This window comes from Streptomyces sp. NPDC002742 (assembly GCF_042888885.1).
Classification (GTDB): Bacteria; Actinomycetota; Actinomycetes; order Streptomycetales; family Streptomycetaceae; genus Streptomyces.
In genome coordinates, this window is sequence record NZ_JBIAQF010000011.1 from 194,723 (window position 1) to 211,228 (window position 16,506).

At 71.5% G+C, this 16,506-nt stretch carries 10 protein-coding genes; all 10 read right to left on the reverse strand.

The annotated features are described in order from the left end of the window. Window position 1 precedes the first annotated feature (1 nt). Window positions 2-1,306: an O-antigen ligase domain-containing protein gene (locus ACFYW8_RS21585; protein WP_389077945.1), complete on the reverse strand. Its 1,305-nt coding sequence runs from the start codon at window positions 1,304-1,306 to the stop codon at window positions 2-4. Window position 1,307: 1 nt separating this feature from the next. Then, on the reverse strand, window positions 1,308-2,840 hold the full coding sequence (locus tag ACFYW8_RS21590; protein WP_389077948.1) for a right-handed parallel beta-helix repeat-containing protein: 1,533 nt from the start codon (window positions 2,838-2,840) through the stop codon (window positions 1,308-1,310). Between the two features lie 8 nt (window positions 2,841-2,848). After that, the gene (locus ACFYW8_RS21595; protein WP_389077952.1) at window positions 2,849-4,807 is read right to left on the reverse strand and encodes an alginate lyase family protein; all 1,959 of its coding nucleotides are present in this window, start codon (window positions 4,805-4,807) and stop codon (window positions 2,849-2,851) included. Beyond that, on the reverse strand, window positions 4,804-7,008 hold the full coding sequence (locus tag ACFYW8_RS21600; RefSeq protein WP_389077957.1) for a bi-domain-containing oxidoreductase: 2,205 nt from the start codon (window positions 7,006-7,008) through the stop codon (window positions 4,804-4,806). Before ACFYW8_RS21600 ends, ACFYW8_RS21595 begins: the two co-directional genes overlap by 4 nt. A gap of 29 nt (window positions 7,009-7,037) precedes the next feature. Further along, complete coding sequence (gene asnB / locus ACFYW8_RS21605; RefSeq protein ID WP_389077961.1) at window positions 7,038-8,972, reverse strand: asparagine synthase (glutamine-hydrolyzing); 1,935 nt, start codon at window positions 8,970-8,972, stop codon at window positions 7,038-7,040. Window positions 8,973-8,974: 2 nt separating this feature from the next. Continuing rightward, window positions 8,975-10,495, reverse strand: a complete 1,521-nt coding sequence (locus tag ACFYW8_RS21610; protein WP_389077967.1) for a Wzz/FepE/Etk N-terminal domain-containing protein — start codon at window positions 10,493-10,495, stop codon at window positions 8,975-8,977. Further along, window positions 10,492-11,889, reverse strand: a complete 1,398-nt coding sequence (locus tag ACFYW8_RS21615) for a Wzz/FepE/Etk N-terminal domain-containing protein (RefSeq protein ID WP_389077972.1) — start codon at window positions 11,887-11,889, stop codon at window positions 10,492-10,494. The genes ACFYW8_RS21610 and ACFYW8_RS21615 overlap by 4 nt, the downstream gene beginning before the upstream one ends. Then, window positions 11,886-13,151 (reverse strand): glycosyltransferase family 4 protein, encoded by a 1,266-nt coding sequence (locus ACFYW8_RS21620; protein ID WP_389077977.1) that lies wholly within the window; start codon window positions 13,149-13,151, stop codon window positions 11,886-11,888. Before ACFYW8_RS21620 ends, ACFYW8_RS21615 begins: the two co-directional genes overlap by 4 nt. Further along, window positions 13,141-14,460, reverse strand: a complete 1,320-nt coding sequence (locus tag ACFYW8_RS21625; RefSeq protein WP_365870500.1) for a nucleotide sugar dehydrogenase — start codon at window positions 14,458-14,460, stop codon at window positions 13,141-13,143. Before ACFYW8_RS21625 ends, ACFYW8_RS21620 begins: the two co-directional genes overlap by 11 nt. 73 nt (window positions 14,461-14,533) lie before the next feature. Then, window positions 14,534-16,012, reverse strand: a complete 1,479-nt coding sequence (locus tag ACFYW8_RS21630) for a sugar transferase (protein WP_365870499.1) — start codon at window positions 16,010-16,012, stop codon at window positions 14,534-14,536. Between the last annotated feature and the right edge of the window lie 494 nt (window positions 16,013-16,506).

Below are 16,506 nucleotides of genomic sequence, written 5' to 3' on the forward strand. Positions count from 1 at the left end.
CTCAGGTGGCCTCCGATCTCTGGGCCCATCGCGGGACGCGGCGTCGAGGGAATCCGGGTGCCGGGAGGGGAGTGGTGGATGCCGGTGCCGCCAGCAGCGAGGCGGCCAGGGCCAGATGCAGCAGATACGGCGAGGCGTCGCCAAGACCGGCCTCGGTGTAGGACGCGATCGCGCAGTAGCTGATCAGGAAGATCGCGCACGCCCTCGACAGCGACGGCGGGCGCAGCAACGCGACACCGCCGAGCACGATGATGATCGCCGCCACCAGGGCGACGCCGGTCATCCCCTGCTCGTTGAAGACGGCCAGCCAGCTGTTGTCGATCGGCAGCCCGCCGAACGACTTGTCGCCCAGGCCCATGCCGAACAGATACTCCGAGGTCGTCCGCGGAGCCGCCAGCAGGGCTTCCCAGACCTTGGCCCGGCCGGTGAGGCTGCTGAAGTTCTCCTGGCTCTGTCCGCGCAGGAACCACGCCTGCAGCACGGAGGCGAACCCCACCGCGGCCACCGCCGCGCACAGCACCGCCCAGGCGAAGAACCGGCGGGCGGGTGCGCTGGTCAGGATGAGCGAGCCGATCGCCAGCGCCAGCCCGACGAGCAGGCCGAGCGTGGCCGTCCGGGTATGGGTGAGCGCGAGCAGGACGAGGGACGGCACGATGACCACCACCGCGCTGGTCCTGTCGGTCCGGCGGCCCAGAGCGAGCAGCACGGTGAGCCCGATGATGACCGCGGCGTACTGTCCGATCTGCGGCGGGGTGAGCGGCCACAACGCGCCGACCAGCCGCCCGCCGTAGAGCCCGGGCAGGGCCGCGCCCGGTGAGACGACGAGACCGGCGGCCACCGACCCGAGCACCGCGAAGTACATCCGGATGTGGTGCCGGACGAACGTCGGACCGCCGTCCCACCAGCGGCTGAGCAGCCACAGCGTGCCGACGAAGAGAGCCAGCCGGGCGCAGCGGAACAGCGCGCCGAACCCGGACTCCAGGTTCGCGCTGGAGATCACGCTCAGTCCCAGCAGCAGGGTGAGCAGGAACAGGAAGGCACTGGCCCGGATCCGCAGCCGGAGATTGACCGCGAGCGCCAGCGCGAACGCGGCGACCAGCGCGCCCATGGTGACCATCTGGATGAGGGAGCGGGGCAGCGGGACGATGGTCTTCGCCCCGGCGGAGCCCAGCGTGTTGAGGATCAGCAACCCCCAGACGGTCCCGACGAGCCTCGGTGTGCCGGCCGGGCGCGGTTCGGCGCCGGGCCGCGTGTCCGCCGTGTCCGGTCCGCCCGGCGGCCCGTCGCGCAGCACGCCCCCGCCCATCTCAACCACCTGCCCGTGGGTCGAGGGTGCTGCCGGCGTCCTGCCGGTCCGGCGCTCCCTGCCACTGCCCGAAGTCGAGCACCCGGCTCGGGTCGTGGGCGACGAACCTCCACGGTCCGATGTAGACGTTGTCGTGCCAGCGGTTGTGCTGCTTGTGGGTGATCGCGTCGGCCACGAGCTTGCCCTTGTACGGCGACCAGTCGGGATAGGTGCCGTAGTTGGCCAGCACCGCCATGCGGTCGCACTTCACCGTGCAGTCGACGACGGACTTGTCCAGCACGAAGCGGTTGTCGTGGATGTCCACCCGCTGGGTCTTCCACCGGCAGTCCGCGTAGAGAGGCGCGGTGTCGATCGCCGGTTTCGCGCAGCGGTCGGTGTCCCGCACCAGCAAGGTGCAGTCACCGGACGAGGTGTTGGCCGGACTGTGGCAGAACCGGTCGGCGTTCTCCCACAGTGTGATCCCGGACCAGTTGTTCTCCAGCACGTTCCGATAGATCTCGATCTTGTCGGTACGGGCTCGGATCCGTGGTTCGCCGCCGGACTCGGACAGGTAGACGGTCGCGTACGGGAAGGAGTCGCCGCGGTCGGCCTCCCTGCGGCCCTCGACCCAGTTGTTCCGCCGGATCGTGTTGTTCCGGATGACCGCGTTGTAGCTGGTCTCGTAGATCAGCGCGGCACCGTCGTTGGCCTCCAGCACGTTGTCCTCGATGCGGAAGTCGTTGTTGTTGGTGTCCGCCCACAACCCGGTTCCGCGGTTGTCGTGCACCCAGTTGCCGCTTATGTCGGCGCCGTCGACGGCCCAGAACTTGATGCCTCCGGTGCAGCCGCAGCCCTCCCGCCGCCGCTCCCAGTCACCGGTGTTGTTGCCCACGATCTCGTTGCCCTCGACCACCAGGCCACTGATACGGCCGGTGCCCTTGTACGCGTTCATGCCGTACTGACCGTTGTCGCGCAGGCAGCTCGCGAGGACCCGCTGGCGGGCACCGGCCATCAGCCCGGCGCCGGAGTTGTCCTGGATCGTCGCGTGCTCGATCACCCAACCGTCGGCCGAGTCATGGTTGACCACGCCCTCGTCGGGCGGCGCCACGAAACGTTGCACGGTCAGGTAGCGGATGGTGACGTCGCGGGCGCTGCCGCCGAACGCGTACTGGTTCTTCTTCCGGCCGTCGAGCACCGCGCCCGGCGCACCGAGGTAGCGGTCCCCCTTCTTGGGGATGACCTGGGCGTAGCGGTCCGGGTCGAGCCGGTGCTTGCCCGGCCGAAGCCAGAACGTGGTGTTCGGGGGGCTCTTCCTGGTCTTCGCCGCCAGGTCACCGACCACAGCGGGGTCGACCGTCACCGCGCCCGCCGGTGCCTTCGCCGGCCCGGCCGCGGGCTCGGCGCACATCCGGGCCGCGGATCGGGCCGCGGACGTGGACGGCGCGGCCTTCGGCTCCGTCCCGGCGCCCTGCGTGCTCTCACAGCCGGTCGCCACCAGCAGTGCCAGCGCCAGCGGTGCCGCCGTCAGCGCCCAGTGCCGCCTCTTGATTCCCACGCGCCCCCCTAGCCGCGGAACCTGAGCACGGTGGTGAACCCCTGCGCGCCGTCGGCGAAGCCGGTGCCGACCAGCGTCGTGGCGGGTTCCTTGCGCCCGAAGCCGGCGGAGTACCAGCCCAGCGGGGGGTCGGTCTCGCCGCGATGCGCCCGCCAGCGCAGCTGCCCGGGCAGGTCGAGCACGGCGGAGCGGTCCTCGCCGTCCCGGGTCCAGGTGAGCACGGCCCGGCTGCCCGTCAGGTCCGCGGCGACCGCCGGGCCGAGGTGGAACGCCAGGCGTACGTCCCGGCGCGGGCCGCGCACCTCGTCGACCACCCTCAGCTCCTGGCTCGCGGCCGTCAGCTCCACCCGGCGGCGGTGCACCGAGCGCTGGTAACCGTCGTGCTCGGCGCACCAGCGGGCCACTGCCTCGTGGGATGTGTCCATGGCCAGGACGCGGCTGCGGGCCTGCCGGGTCCACAGGAACGGGCCGCCGGAGACGGACTGGTCGGCGCCGTCCAGTTGCAGGGTGTTGTGGCCGAGGGTCGACCGGAAGTACCGCCGCCACTCGGGCTGCCCGTGGTAGCAGTACGTCCCCGGGTCGGCGAGCACGTCGACCCCGTCGTGCCGGACCTCCACGGACAGCGCGTCCGCGTGGCCGTGCGCGGCGATGGACAGGAAGCCGTGCGGACCGCCGTCACAGCGGCACCAGATCTCCGCCGGACCACGCAGGATGGTCATGCCCGCGTCGGCGAAATGCGCCGGTCGGCTTGCCGGCCGGGACACGGCCGGCGCGGTTCCGTTCGCCGGGTTCGGCCGGACGAGCGCGGCCAGCAGCGGGGTGCGCACATCGGTGCCGGTCACTCCCGGCCACCAGGCGAGCCGGCCGAACACGGCGTCCCCGGTGGCCAGCAGCGAGGCCCAGCGGTCGGTGCCCTCGCCGTCCACGACCAGGCCGTGCCCGTCGTCCGCGTCCCCCTGGCGCGGCGGCCGTAACCGGCTGTCCACGATGGCCGCGAGCGCGTCGGTCATCCGCAGCAGTACCAGCCGGACCGACTCGGGGACCGGCACCCCGGCGGCATCCGCCTCGGCCACCGCGGCCAGGCCGAGCTCCAGGACCAGTCCGTGATACTCGGTGGCCAGCTCGCGGTTGAGGCCGGACTCGAAGGTATTGGCGCGCAGCTGCCGCTCCAGCGACCGCAGCGCTTCGGCCCGCCAACGCGTCGAGGAGGGGAACCACCCGAACGCGCAGGCCGCGGCGAACTGCCCGGCGGCCTCGGCGATGACGTGATTGTTCGCGGAGGACCCCCGGCTGGGGAAGGCGGCCAGCCAGCGCTGGTGGTGCCAGATCTGGTTCAGCGCCACGGGGTTGTCCTCGAACAGCCCGGCCGCGCCCGGCCAGCCGTCGAGCAGCCGGCGGATCCACACCCAGGACAGCAGCCGGATGCCCAGCTCGATGCCGCTGATCCAGTGCACGCCGCGCAGCGGTGGGTTGGCCGTCCACCAGGACCGCAGGTGCTCGGCCACCCGCTCGGCGTACCGCTCCTCCCCGGTGACGGCGTAGGCGGCGGCGAGCACCGTGAGGTACTGGTGCCGGGACAGCTCCCAGATCTGCTTGACGTCCCCGACCGCGTCCTCGTCGCGGTACGGCACGTCGAACGAGTAGCCCCCCGGCGCCCGGCGCCCGGTCTTCGGGTCGCACCACCAGTCCGGGTCGTCCAGGTCGTCGCGGACCACGCCGAAGTACTCGGCACGCCCGTCCATCAGCCGGTCCGCCCCGACGACGAGACGCTTCGCGGCGTCCGGAGGTATCGCGGCGATCGTCCCGGCGGGCAGAACCGCGGTGAACCGGGCGCCGGTCACGCCCGGGCAGTCGGGCCGCGCCGACCGCCACCGCCGTCTGCGCACCGCGTCGCCCGCCCGGCCGCCGACCTCCCGCGGCCCCATCCGGGACAGCCGCCGCAGGTACCAGCCCGCGCTCATGGTCATCGTGCCCTCGCCAGCGTCACGGGCGCGCCGCCGGCCAGGCCGCTCTGCACGGCGAGCGTGGCCGACGTCGTGGCGACCAGCGACTCCAGCGGCACGGGCATCGGCCCACCGGTCCGCACGGCCTTGATGAACGCGGCCAGCTCGGCGGACTGGCCCTTGTCCCGGGCCTTGGGCAGCCGCGAACTGACCCACCGCTTGCGGCCGGCCGTGCCGTCCGAATACAGCGAGGCACGGACGAAGTCGTCGAGCCGCAGCACCTTGCCGTCCGCGACAAGGTCCAGCGTCTCCTTGGGGAAGCCTGCCGCGCCGGTGGTGACGTAGCTGATGGTGGCGGTCGACCCGTCCGGGTAGCGCAGTACGACCTGCAGGTCCTCATTGCCGGACGTGGCGACCGCGTACACCGATACCGGGTCGGCCTCCAGCAGCCAGCTCGCCGTGTCGATGAAGTGTCCGCCCTCGCCGGCGAACCGCGAGCCCTCCGTGCCCTGCTGGAGGTACCAGCTGCCGTGTCCGAGGCGTCCCGCGTTGACCAGGTAACGCAGGCTCGCCGGACCGGTCCGGGCGCCCAACCGCTTCCTGGCCTCCCGCAGCAGCGGCGCGAACCGGCGGTTGAAGCCCACCTGCAGCCGGTCGTTGCCGGATTCCTCCACCGCCGCGAGCACACCGGCCAGCTCGTCCTCGGTGAGCGCCAACGGCTTCTCCACGAACACCGTCTTGCCGGCCAGCAGCGCCTTGCGGGTCAGTTCGGCGTGCGAGCTGTGCCGGGTGACGACGAACACCGCGTCGATGGACTTGTCGCCGAGCACGCTGTCGAGATCCGTGGTCGCCTCGGCGAAGCCGAACTTCCGCTGCGCGTTGGCCGCGGACAGCGCCGTTGTGGTGACGACCGTGGACAACTCGACGCCGTCGCGCTGTGCCAGGTGCGGGAGCAGCATCGACGTCGCGTAGTTTCCCGCGCCGACGAACGCCAGCCGCACCGGCGCCGTGGCGGACCGGGCCGGGGTGGATGCTCCGGCGCCGCGTCGCACCGCGGGCACGGCCACCTCCGGGGCCTCCGCCTCCCCCGGTTCCTCCTTCTGCTCGGGGTACCGGAACAGCACGGCCACGGCCTTCAGTTCGCCGTCCTTCAGGCTCCGGTACGTCTCGACGGCGTCGTCGAAGTCGGCGATGTGGGAGACCAGGGGCTCCACGTCGACGCGGCCGCGGGCGAGGAGATCGAGGAAGCACGCCAGGTTGCGGCGCTCGGTCCAGCGCACGTAGCCGATCGGGTAGTCCCGCCCTTCGAGCTCGTACTCCGGGTCGTAGCGCCCGGGCCCGTACGAACGGGAGAACCGGACGTCGAGCTCCTTCTCGTAGTACGCGTTCCAGGGCAGGTCCAGGCGGCACTTGCCGATGTCGACGACCCGGCCGCGGTCCCGGCAGAGCCGCGCGGCCAGCTCGACGGGCTGGTTGCTGCCGCCGCCGGCGGCCAGGTACACCTGGTCCACGCCGTGGCCGCCGGTGAGTTCGGCGACGGCGGCTTCCACGGCCGCGGAGGCCGGATCGCCGCAGGCCGCGGCACCCAGCCGCTCGGCGAGTTCGCAGCGCGTCGGGTCCGGGTCCGCCCCGACGACGCGGACCCCCGAGGCGGAAAGCAGCTGCACCACCAGCTGCCCGATCAGCCCGAGGCCGATGACCAGTGCCACCTCGCCGAGCTGCGGCTCGCCCTGCCGTACGCCCTGCATCGCGATCGACCCGACGGTGCCGAAGGCCGCGTGCCGGGGCGCGAGGCCGTCCGGCACCGGGGTGTAGAGGTTCCTCGGCACCCAGTTCAGCTCGGCGTGCAGCGCGTGCTCGTTGCCGGCGCAGGCGACGAGGTCGCCGACCTTCACGTCGTCGATCCCGGTGCCGACCTGCTCGACCACCCCGCACAGCGAGTAACCCAGCGGCGTGTAGGAGTCCAGCTTGCCCATCACCTTGCGGTAGGTGGCGGGCACCCCATTGGTGGCCACGCTCTGCATGACCTTGGCCACCTGGTCCGGACGGGAGCGGGCCTTGCCCAGCATCGACATGCCGGCCTCGGACACCTTCATGAGTTCGGTCCCGGTGGAGATCAGCGAGTAGGCACTGCGCACCAGCACACCGCCCGGCTTGCATCCCGGCACCGGCACGTCGAGCACCGCCAGCTCGCCGCTCTTGTAGTTCTGTACGACCTGTTTCACCCGAAGTCCCCTTGTTTCTAAGCCGTCTTCTACGCCGCCGAGCGAGCGTTCCGGCCGGACCCGGAGGTCGCGTCGCGGTACCAGTACTCGAGGGTCAGCACATGCCACAGATGCTTGGAGAAGTCCCGCTGCCCGGCGGCGTCCTCGGCGACCATGCGCGCCAGGGCGTCGCGGCGCAGGAGCCCTGAGCCGACGAGTACGCCGTCGTTGACCACCTCGCGCACCAGCGGTGCCAGATCCCGGCTCATCCAGGCGCGCAGCGGCGCGCTGAACAGGCCCTTGGGCCGGTACACGATCTCCCGGGGCAGGATCGAGGTGGCCGCCTCCTTGAGGACGGCCTTGCCCTGTCGTCCGACGATCTTGCGATCGCCGGGCACGGCGAACGCCGCCCTGACCACCTCGACGTCCACGTACGGCACCCGCACCTCGGTCGAGGCGGCCATGCTCGACCGGTCCGTGTAGGCGAGGTTCAGGCCGGGCAGGAACATCCGGGCGTCGCCCAGGCACATACGGTTGACGAAGTCGTCGAGGTCGTTGTCCTCGTAGATGTCCGCGTGCTCGGTGAGCACGTCCTCCACCGTCCCGGCCAGGTCCGGATCGACCAGGGCGAGCAACTCGTCCTGGTCGTACATGGTGTAGCTGCGCCGGAACGCCGTCTCCTCCGGCAGGTCGGCGAAGGAGAGGAACCGCTTCGCGAAGCGCACCGACCGGTACCCCCGGCGGGCCGTGGCGACCGGCAGCCTGTCCACGGCCCTGGACAGACCGCGCCGCAGGGGCCGGGGCACGCGCTGGTAGCGCAGCGCGATCAGGTTGGCCAGGTGCTTGCGGTATCCGGCGAACAGCTCGTCGGCACCCATCCCCGAGAGCATCACCTTGACCCCGGCCTCCCGGGCGGCCGAACAGATCAGGAACGTGTTGATCGCGGCGGGGTCGCCGATCGGCTCGTCCAGGTGATACGTCATCCGCGGCAGCAGGTCGAGCACGTTCGGCGCGATCTCGATCTCGTGCAGGTCGACGCCGAACCGCTCGGCCACCTGCCGGGCGTAGCGCAGGTCGTCCGGCATCGCCTCGAACCTGGCGTCCTCGGCGCGGAACCCGATCGTGTAAGCCGAGATCCCGGGCCGGTCGCGGGCCGCCAGCGCGGTCAGGTAGCTGGAGTCGAGACCGCCGGAGAGGAAGGTCGCCACGGGGACGTCGGAGAGCAGGTGGCGCCGGGTCGACTCCTCGACGATCGCGGCGATATCCGGCTGCTCGCCGGCGAGGGCCCGTTCCCGGCCCTCGGCGGCGACGTCCCTCAGGTTCCAGTACCGGCCGCGGTCCACCCGGCCGTCGGGCCGGAACCGGATCCAGCTTCCCGGCGGCAGCTTCTCCGCCTCGCGGAACGCGCACCGTGAGTCCGGCACCCAGTAGTACAGCAGCGACGCCACCAGCGCGGCGTGGTCCACCTCCAGCGACCCGCCGGTCACGGCGGCGAGCGCCTTGAGCTCGGAGGCGAACACCAGACCCGCGCCGCGCCGGAGCAGGAACAGCGGCTTGATGCCGAGCTGGTCGCGGGCGAGCACCAGTTCACCGGTTCGCTCGTCGAAGATCCCGAACGCGAACATGCCGCGCAGCCGGGGCAGGCAGTCCGTTCCCCAGCGCCGCCAGGCCTCCAGCAGCACCTCGGTGTCGGAGGTGCCACGGAAGCGCGCCCCGGCGGCCTCCAGCTCGGCACGCAGCTCCGGCGCGTTGTACAGCTCGCCGTTGTACGTCAGGACGAGGCCGTCCGAGGCCATCGGCTGGGCGCCGGTCTCGGACAGGTCGATGATGGCCAGCCGGCGGTGCCCGAGGTGCACTTCGCCGTCCCCGAGGGGGTGGCTGTAGCGGCCCGACCCGTCCGGACCGCGGTGGGCGAGGGTTTCGGTGAGCCGGTCGGCCACGGCCTTCCCGTCCGGCCACCGGTAAGTGCCTGCGATGCCACACATGTCTAGCGCGCCTCCTGGTCGCTGTCCGGGACGCGTCCGGCCCACATCGGCAGCCGTTCGGTCCGTCGCGGGCCCGCCGCGTTCTGGCGTGCCCGCGGCTCGGTCTGGCCCCGCAGCGCGGTGTGCAGCCCGTCCCACAGCGTGCCGTCGGTGCGGTCACGCGGATCGGGGTCGATCAGCACCACACCGATCACCGGAATGCGCTGGTCCGCGAGCTGTCGCGCGACGGTGTGCAGCCATGCGGCGCTACCGTGCCCGGCACGCACGACGAGCACGGTCCGAGCGCCGAGGTACCGGAGGTCGGTCCACGCCGTGCCGGGCGCCACCGAGCCGACGCCGAGCAGGCGCTCCTGATGCGACCCGGACGAGACACGCTCGCCGGTGACCACGGTCGGGTCTCCTGGCTTCGGGCGGCGCCTGGCGAGCTGCGGGCCGGGCAGACCGTCGACGACGACCACCGGCCCGTCCGCCGCCAGTGCCCTGGCGAGGTCCAGGGCGATCACGCTCGTGCCGCGCGCACAGCCCAGCTCCAGCAGTGACACCGGTTCCGCGGAGCCGCGCACGGTGCGGGCCAGGGACGTGGTGAGCCGTTGGCGTGCTGCCCGGATCCGCCGGCGCCGCCAAAGCCCGGCCGGCCGGCCGGGCAGTTCCGCGATGACCGAGGCGCCGAGGTTCGCCGCGATCTCCCGGCGGAGCACCGGGCGGTCCGCCACCACCGTGCCGACCGCTGCCACCGCGAGCCCGAGGACGAGCCCGAGGACGAGCCCGATCACGGCGTTGGTGGCAGCGGTCTTGGGCAGCGAGTGCCGCACCGCGCGCGGTGCGTCCACGACCTGTGTGCCGGCGACGAGCCGGGGCGTGCCGATGCGGGCCTCCGCGGCGCGCTGGCTGAAATCGGTGATCCGTGAGGTGAGTTCGGCCCGGCTGGCGAAGAGCGACTCCAGGTCCGCCGACGCCTTCGGCCCGCTCTGCGCCGATCCGTCCCCGATCGCCTTGTTGACCTGGGCGAGTTCGCCCTGCATCCGGTCACGCTGGTCGAGCAGGGCCTTGGCCTCGGCGTCGGAGGCGTCCTTTATCCGCGCCACATGGTCCGCGACGAACGCGTCGCCCAGCGCCTTGGCGCGGGCCACGGCCTGCGCCTCGCTGTCACCGGTCACAGTGATCTGCAGCAGGTTGTTGGTCAGGCCCACGGCCCCGTAGTCCCGCATGAAGTCTTCCGGCTTCTCCGCGGACCCGAGGGACTCCAGGGCCTTGGCGGCGATCCGGGTCGTCTGCAGCAGTCCGACGTCGGTGCGGATCAGCGTTCCGGGATCGTTCGGCTGGTCCTCCTGATGCGCGACCAGCACCTTGGCCACGGCGGTCGGCGGCGGCGGCAGCAGGACCGCCACCGCCGTGCCGACGAGCAGCCCCAGCAGCGCCATGGTCCACCAGACGCGGCGCCGCCTCCGCACCGCCACCACAAGCGCCTGCAGGTCCAGCAGCGGAGCGGCGGCCGACGACTCCGAAGACGTACTCGTCGTCACCTTGAACCTCCCGTTGCGTCTTCGCCGACCGCGAACGCCGGCGTGGCGGCATTGCGAGGACGGCCGGCGGAGCGCGTCGCCCGGGCCCGGACCGTGCCGGCGAGGACGATGCCGACGACCTCGTGCTTGGCGTCCGCGCACGCCTCGGCGATGCCGGCGAGCTCCTCCGCGGTCCAGTTGCCCGCGCTGAGCACGACCAGGGCACCGGACTCGTCGTGGCGGTCCGGCACCAATGGCCGGGACACCGAGACCCCCACCACCCGCAGCAAGGGGTATTCCCCGCTCGAAGAGTTCGGGGAAGGACCGCTCTCGGCCTCGGCGACGAGCTGGCCGGCGGCCCGGCGGGCGATCTCGTCGCCGTCCGGGACGACGACCAGCAGCTGCCGGGGGGCCGGCAGAAGGTCCCGGAGGCGGGCGCACACCCGCCGGTAGCGGATCTGTCTGGCGGCCTCGTCGCCGGAGGTCTGCGGGGTCGGTGTGTCCCACCGGATGTCGACGCCCAGCAGACGGCGTATCGGGGCCCGAGTGCCGCGGCCTTCCGGCCGGTGCGCGGACCGTCCGCCAGGTACGTCGACGGTGCCCAGCAGCGTCGAGCCCAGCGCCGCGGCGATCTCCGGTTCGGTGCGCAGCCGGCGGCTCATCCGTGCGGCGGTGAGATGGCCGATGACCGCGAGCAGGAAGAAGAGCAGCGCCCCGCCGACGATGAGCTGCACCCTCGTCGGCGGTGCCTCGCCGGTCGGCCGGGCGGACGACCCCATGACGACCATGTTGGCCTTGTTGGCGGTCGGGCCGGCCTGGTCCAGTTTGGTGATGGCCTCCTGCAGAGAGGTGCGCAGTTTCTCGAGCTCGGTGCGGGTCTGCACGCTCTCCACGGTCTGCCCCGGATCGGCCGCGTCGGCCAGGTCGGTGATACGGCGGTTGGTCTGGACCACCATCTGCTGAAGTGCCTCGAGCTGCGCCGCCGCTTCGGGGTCGGTGTTGTCGTCCACGATCCGCGCGGCGAAGGTGACGAACTGCCGGGCGACCTGGTCGGAGAGCTGCTGCGCCCGCTTCGGGGTGTCGGCCGTGCCCGAGATCCTGATGATGTTCCCGTCGGCGGCCTTGGCGCTCACCTGATCCTGGAGCTCGGTGCCGCTGACCCCATGCCAGTGGAGTGCGGCGGCCGCGCGGTCGACCACCACCGAACTGGTCGCGACCTCTGTCTGCGTCAGCAGCTCGCGCTCCTCCCACGCACCCGGCAGCAGTACCGATGCCGATGTCGTGTAGCGCGGCGGAAACAGCAGGGAGGTGCCGTAGCCGGCGAGCGCCCCCACCACGGCGAGGATGGTGAGAAGCCGCCAGCGCCGACGGATGATCCGCCCGATCGTGACCAGGCGTATCGTGTCATCGTTCAACGGTGCGGCCTCCGCCCTGGTTCGTCCTGGTCGCCCGCCGGCATCCGAGTGTGGTCACCGCAGGCGGCGGCGTAGGCGGAGAGCAGCGCTCGCTGGGAGTTCCGCCAGGAGAGCGGTCCGCTGATCCGCTCCTGGCCGATCTTGCCCATCAGGGCCCGCTTCTCCGGGTCGTCCAGCAACCGCGCGATGAGTCCGGCGAACTCCGCCTCGTCGTCGGCGGGCGCGTAGACGGCGGCGTCACCGGCGGAGACCCGTGCTTCCCGGAGGTCGAACGAGACGACCGGCCGGCCCATCACCATGTACTCCAGGACCTTGTTCATGGTCGACACGTCGTTGAGCGGGTTGTGCGGGTCGGGGGAGAGGCACACGTCCGCGGTGGACAGGTAGCGCACCAGATCGGCGTCCGGAACGCGCCCGGTGAACTGCACCTGCTCCGAGAGCCCGAGCTCCCGGGACAGCTCCACCATCGCGTCGAAGGTGTCGCCGGCGCCGACGAACACCGCATGCCAGTCGGTGCGCCCGAGCTCGTCGCGCAGCTTCGCGAGGGCCCGCAGGGCGTAGTCGACCCCGTCCTGCGGGCCCATGACGCCGAGGTAACACAGCAGATGAGGCTTGCCGCGCTTCAGCTCCGGCTCGGGCGGCACGGGGTGGAACCGGTCGATGTCGGGCGCGCTGCGCACCACGAAGACGTCCTCCGGCCGCCGGCCGCCGCGGCGCACCGCGACGTCCCGGTAGCTCTCGTTCGTGGCGAGCACGACGTCAGCGGCCCGGTAGGTCCGCCGTTCGAGCGCGCACACGGCGCGGTAGAGCAGATCCTCGCCGCGGTCGAAGCGGGAGAGGTACAGCTCGGGTACCAGGTCGTGCTGGTCGAAGACGAACCGCGCTCCGCGCCGCTTCAGCCACAGCGCCGGCAGGAACAGCAGGTCGGGCGGGTTGCAGGCGTGGACCACGTCGACCGGGCCGACCTTCCGGGCAAGCCGGAAGGTATGCCACAGCGCCGATCCGTACTCCCGCAGGTAGCCGGCCGGCCCGCCGGTGGCCGCGCGCAACGGGTAGCGGTGGATCCGCACCCCGTCGATCTCCGCCTCCGCCTCCGTGTCCCGTTTACTGCCCTGGGGACAGATGACGTGCACCGTCCAGCCCGCGTCGCGCAGCGTCGTGCACTCCTGCCACACTCTCCGGTCGAACGGCACCGACAGGTTCTCCACCAGGATCAGCGCACGCCGGTCCGGCCGGTCGCCTCCGGTCGCGTTACCAAGCAAGGCCCATGTACCCCGGTTCGGCCCGGCGCGCCTCGGCGTCGGGAAGGTGGATGAGGTCGACGATCACCGGGCCGTCGCCGCCATGGGGCAGCGCCGACAGCACGGCCGGATCCCTGGTTCCGACCAGGCACACCTCGGCGTGTTCGAGCACCTCGTCGACGGAATCCGCGAGGAGCTGCGCGAGGTGCGGCAGCCGGGTCTCGACGTACTCGCGGTTCGCGCCGAGCAGCCGGGAGAGGCTCACGTTGGCGTCGTGGATCCGCAGGTCGTAACCCTTGCCGAAGAGCCTCTCCGCCAGTTCGACGAGCGGGCTCTCGCGGAGGTCGTCGGTGCCGGGCTTGAAGGACAGCCCGAACAGGCCGACCCGGCGTTTGCCGGTGCGCTCGACCAGGTCCACCGCGCGCTGGAGATGGTCGGAGTTGGAGGCCAGCACATGGGCCAGGATGGGCACCGAGACGTCGGCCCGCTGTGCCGCGTGGACCAGGCTGCGCAGGTCCTTGGGCAGACAGGAGCCACCGAAGGCGAAGCCGGGCCGCAGGTAGGCGGGGCTGATGTTCAGCTTGCGGTCGGCCAGGAACACGTCCATCACCTGGTGCGAGTCCACCCCGAGCGCCTGGCACACCGAGCCCAGCTCGTTCGCGAAGCCGATCTTGAGTCCGTGGAACGCGTTGTCCGCGTACTTGATGGCCTCGGCCGTCGGGACCGGCACCCGGAACACCTCGCCGGGCAAGCCGTCGTAGAGCGCCATCACCGCATCGCCGCTGGCCGGGTCGAGCTCGCCGATGACCGTCTTGGGCGGGTCGAAGAAGTCCCGCACGCTCGTGCCCTCACGCAGGAACTCCGGGTTGACCGCGACCCCGATGTCCACCCCGGCCATGCCGCCGACGGACTTCTCCAGGATCGGTACCAGCAGGTTCAGGCAGGTGCCCGGGAGCATGGTGCTGCGGAACACGACGGTGTGCCGTCCGCCCCGCTCCGCCAGCGCGGCGCCGATCTGCTCGGTGACCCGTTCCAAGTACGTGGTGCACAGGCTGCCGTTGGGCTCCGACGGCGTGCCCACGCAGACGAGCGACACCTCGCTGCCCATGATCGCCTCGCGGACGTCGCCGGTGGCGCGTAACGCTCCGGTCCGCACGACCTCGGCGATGAGCTCGCCGATCCGCTCCTCGACCACCGGGGCCTTGCCGTCGTTGACCAGGTCGACCTTCACCTGGTTCACGTCCACCCCGATGACCTCGTGGCCCATGCTGGCCAGGCACGCGGCCGACACGCAGCCCACGTAGCCGAGCCCGAAAACGCTGATCCTCATGATCCGTTCCTCCCCCCAGGCAGGCCCTTCGGGCCTGCGGTCCGCGCGTCGGCCGGACGGCGACTCCGGCGCATCAGTAGGCCCCCTGCCCGTAGAGCACCGCACGCAGCGTCTTCCACAAGATCACTGTGTCCAGGGCGAGCGACCAGTCCTCCACGTACCGCAGGTCCAGCCGGATCGCCTCCTCCCACGACAGGTCGCTGCGTCCGCTGATCTGCCACAGGCCGGTGAGTCCGGGCTTGACCAGCAGACGGCGCCGGATGTCCGGGCCGTACGCGGCGGACTCCTCCGGTAACGGAGGCCGCGGACCGACGAGCGACATCGATCCGGTGAGCACGTTGAAAAGCTGTGGGAGCTCGTCGATCGAGTACCGGCGCAGCACCGCTCCCACCCGGGTCACCCGCGGATCCCGGCGGAGTTTGAACAGCAGGCCGGCGCCCTCGTTGCGGTCGGCCAGCCCGGCACGTGCCCTGTCAGCCCCCACGACCATGGTGCGGAACTTGAGAATGGTGAACTCGCGGCCGCCCTTGCCCACCCTGCGCTGGCGGTAGAACGCCCCACCGCGGCTGTCCAGCAGCACGAGCAGCCCGACGAAGACCATCAGCGGTGCGAACAGCATCAGCAGGATCGTCGCGCCTATTCGGTCGACGACCCCTTTGACCGCCCGGCGGCCCCCGGTGAAGGTGGGCATGCTGACCCGCAGCAGAGGGATCCCGAGCACCGCGTCTATGTGCAGCCGCGGACCGGCCACCTCCATGAGCACGGGGGCCACGATCATCTCGGCGTCGCTGCCCTCGAGATTCCAGGCCAGCCGCTGCAGCCGGTCCGGTGACCAGTGCGGGTCCGGTGTGACCGCGACGACACGGTAGCCGTCGCGGTGGACGTGGCCCGCGACGTCCGTCAGCCGGCCGACGACCCGCACTCCGTCCAGTTGGTCACCGTCGGCCCCGAGACCGTCCGTCGTGCACACCGCGTCCACCCGCCAGCCGAGGTGCGGGAACTTGCGGGTCCGGGTGATCAGGTCGCGGACGGTGGCCAGACTCCCGGCGGCGAGCACCGGTCGCAGACACCGCCCTTCCTTTCGCTGCTTGTGCAGCCAAAGGCGCAGCAGATACCGCGCGGTCATGGTGATCAGCGCGATCGCGGGGATCGCGACGAAGATCCAGAGCTTGATGTTGCGCGAGGTGAGGGCGATCCCGCCGAGCGCCAGCACGACGGTCGCCGTGAACAGTGAGCGCCCGAGCCGGCGGAATTCCTCGGCGCCCTGGCCGAGTACGGCCGGAGCCCACGACCGGCTCACCGCAAGAGCCCCCAGCACCAGCAGCTCGGTGCCGAACGCGAGGATTCCCCACTTCTCGTGCCAGTTGGCCGCGTCCCGGGCCCCGAAGAAGTTGCCGATCGCCGCCACCACGAATGCGGTGGCCACCGTATCGCTGGTGATCACGGCGCGGCGGTACCGCTGCTCCCATTCGATCGCGGGCTGTCCGATCGCGCCGTTCTCCAGACGCCCGCGCGCCGACGGAAACGGGCTGACTAGTCCCCCTTGCCGCACAGAACCCCCCAGGTTCCCAGTGGCTCGACGTGTTCGCCCAACACTGTGCCTCCCCCCTCCGGGAGGCCCCCGCCTCCCGCACTGGTCCTCCCTCGGGAGGCCCCCGCCTCCCGCACTGCCGCACTGTCCTCCTCCGAGAGATTCCCGCCCCGCATGACAGCCCGGCTGCTTCAGGGCTGCTTGAACAACTCACCCTGGCGGCAGCGGACTTGCTCGATCTGCCGGACTCTCGAGGTGCGCGGGAACCCGTCGAAACCTCGGGTGCTCCCCGCACCCAAGACCCGTCACGGGCTCGAGGAACTGATCACCCCCACGTCCGGCGCCGGTGATGCGGCTGCTGGCTTTCCGTAGCGCCGGACCTATAGATCATTAATGGTCGCCTCGTGTCCGAACAGCTGAAGCACGGTCAATCTAGACCATTGGGGCCGTTATGAAGAGGGGGATGTGTGGAATTTGTGCTCGGGCTTTTGAGGTTGGATCCACCGATCGCTGAT

What these genes read in the sequence shown, in the direction of transcription:
- ACFYW8_RS21585 (WP_389077945.1), bottom strand. Translation starts at nt 1,306, where the DNA reads ATGGGCGGGGGCGTGCTGCGCGACGGGCCGCCGGGCGGACCGGACACG.
- ACFYW8_RS21595 (WP_389077952.1), bottom strand. Translation starts at nt 4,807, where the DNA reads ATGACCATGAGCGCGGGCTGGTACCTGCGGCGGCTGTCCCGGATGGGG.
- asnB (WP_389077961.1), bottom strand. Translation starts at nt 8,972, where the DNA reads ATGTGTGGCATCGCAGGCACTTACCGGTGGCCGGACGGGAAGGCCGTG.
- ACFYW8_RS21625 (WP_365870500.1), bottom strand. Translation starts at nt 14,460, where the DNA reads ATGAGGATCAGCGTTTTCGGGCTCGGCTACGTGGGCTGCGTGTCGGCC.